2 protein-coding genes are annotated in these 2,134 nt (G+C 54.2%); both read right to left on the minus strand.

The genetic code is table 11. The annotated features are described in order from the left end of the window. Positions 1 to 1,307 (minus strand): relaxase/mobilization nuclease domain-containing protein (locus D1646_RS19750; protein WP_160638101.1); only part of this gene is annotated, 1,307 nt, incomplete at its 3' end. Continuing rightward, on the minus strand, positions 1,307 to 1,597 hold the full coding sequence (locus D1646_RS19755) for a ribbon-helix-helix protein, CopG family (protein WP_160638102.1): 291 nt from the start codon (positions 1,595 to 1,597) through the stop codon (positions 1,307 to 1,309). The genes D1646_RS19755 and D1646_RS19750, both read right to left, overlap by 1 nt. Positions 1,598 to 2,134: the final 537 nt, after the last annotated feature.

Raw genomic sequence — 2,134 nt, forward strand, 5'->3', positions numbered from 1 at the left:
TCCATCCGGCGGTGCTGTTCCTCGTTGGTGTAAACCATATCCATCGTGTCCTGGATTTTGGCAGATCGTTCCTCAACGCCGATATTCAACTTCAATTTCTTGCGACAGGCGGCGATCTGCGCAGTCACAGCCTGCTTTTCGGCCCGCAACTGTTCCTTTTCAGCCAGTGACGCTCTACGGATTTTATTTTGAAGTTTTGTCCGCTGACTGGTCAGCGTGTCCATTTCACTTTGGATGGTTTCACGGGCTGAAAGAAGATCGTCCAGCGTTTCAATGCGATTTTTCGCCAGATAATCTACCTGGGTGGTGATAGCGTCCAGCTTCCGCAATTCTTCCCGCATAAATGGGTTGGTGGGCTGATAGGTGGTTCCCTTGGGCAAAATGCCAAGCTGGTATTCCCAATAGAGGAACAGCCTGTAGATGTGGGAGGTGCGCTGAAACGGCACATAGACCCGCAGTTCCTCCGGCAGCTCCGGGGCGAAATTGACGGTGGGACGCTTGTTGCCAAAGCTGGCCTGTACGCCCAGGCTGCGCCTGATGTTCTCTGGCGTCCACCGCTCGTCCAAGGTGTCCAGCCGGGTGAAGTGCTGGTACTGCGGTAGGCGTATTTTCCAGTGTTTCCCTGTGAAGTCGGTGTGATAGCCCTTGCGCCGGAGATACTTCTCCATCATCTCTACCGTCCTGCTGCCGTTTACCGCTTCCCGCACGTCCGCCCGGTAGACATTATAGCGGGTGGGCTTGCCGCTCTGCTCGTCCAGCCAGACGGGGCGGCTGGGAGCCTTGCGGCCATGCTCAATGACGGACAGGCCGTATTCCCGGCAAAGCTGGTCTGAGGTGTCCCGGAGACGCTGCTGCTCAGTTTTGGAGTAGTTGTACTTTCTACCGTCCTTGAAAGATACTGAATTGAAACAGAAATGATTATGCAGATGGCCTTTGTCAAGGTGCGTGGTGACAATGACCTGAAATTTATCGCCCCACATCTCCTGTGCCAGCTTCACGCCGATCTCGTGGCACCGCTCCGGGGTGACTTCACCCGGCTTGAAGCTCTGATAGCCGTGCCACGCAATGTACTTGTCCTCTTTGCCGTACCGCTGCTTGGTCAGGATCATTTGCCGCAAAGCCGTCTGCTTCAGGCAGTTGATGGCGGTGACAAAAGAACCGCCCGCAGTTTTCTGCGGATTCTGGATGTACGAAAATACATTGAAGAAGTCCTCGGTGCATTTAGGGACAGTTTTCTCCGGGTTTTCCACGTAGGCGATCAGGTCACTGAGCCGTCCTTTGATGTGCCATAGGCTGGTGGTTGCCATCACACCACCTCCTGTAAGAACAGGACGAGCTTTTCAAGCCGTGAACATTCTTCTACCACCTCTGGGCAGTAGGCGGTCAGCCGTTCCAGCTTATCATAGACTTCATACAAAGCGTCCAGCAGTTCCCAAAACTCGGGCGGCTGCTTGGGCCTGGGCCGCTTGCCCAAACAAATCTGCCGGAAGTATTCGGATTGGGTCAGGCCGCACAGGGCGGCATCATGCTCCAGCTTGGCCTTTTCTTCTTCGGTCAGTCTGATTTTCAGACGGACTTTTTCATCGTTCGCACTCAAAATAATTCCTCCATTCTGTCGAATTTCCACCGTGGGAGGGGGTATTCAGGGGTCTCCCCTGGGACTGGATTTTGCCCCTGGGGGGCGAAATCCGATGCTCGCTATCCCTGTGGACAGGGCAGCGCACCCTCCCGGCTGTCAGTTAGAGGCTTCTCCTCTGTCAGAGCAAAAAAGAAGCCGGTACATAGACACACCAGCCCCAGCGGGAGTTTTCCTCTCGCTGGGGTTCTTGTGTGGTGGTCTATGTACCGGCTCAAAAGCCATATTCAGTTGGGTTCAAATATGGATTTTAGTTTATCATAGAAGGACAGAGCTTGTCAACAAACATATCGAATCTTCCGTTTTCACTCCTGTGCCGACGTTTCCGGTCGGCACAGAGTGATTTTTTATCCTCACCCCTTTGCGTCCCTCTGACCGTCATTCAGTCTGATTTTCCATAAAGTTTTGCAGCATCTGCGCCACCTGCGCACGAGTGGCCTGCCCCTGGGGGCCTAACCGCCCGTCGCTGTAGCCGTTCAAAATGCCGTTCTCCACGGC

This window comes from Pseudoflavonifractor sp. 60 (genome assembly GCF_009911645.1).
Lineage (GTDB): Bacteria > Bacillota > Clostridia > Oscillospirales > Oscillospiraceae > Lawsonibacter.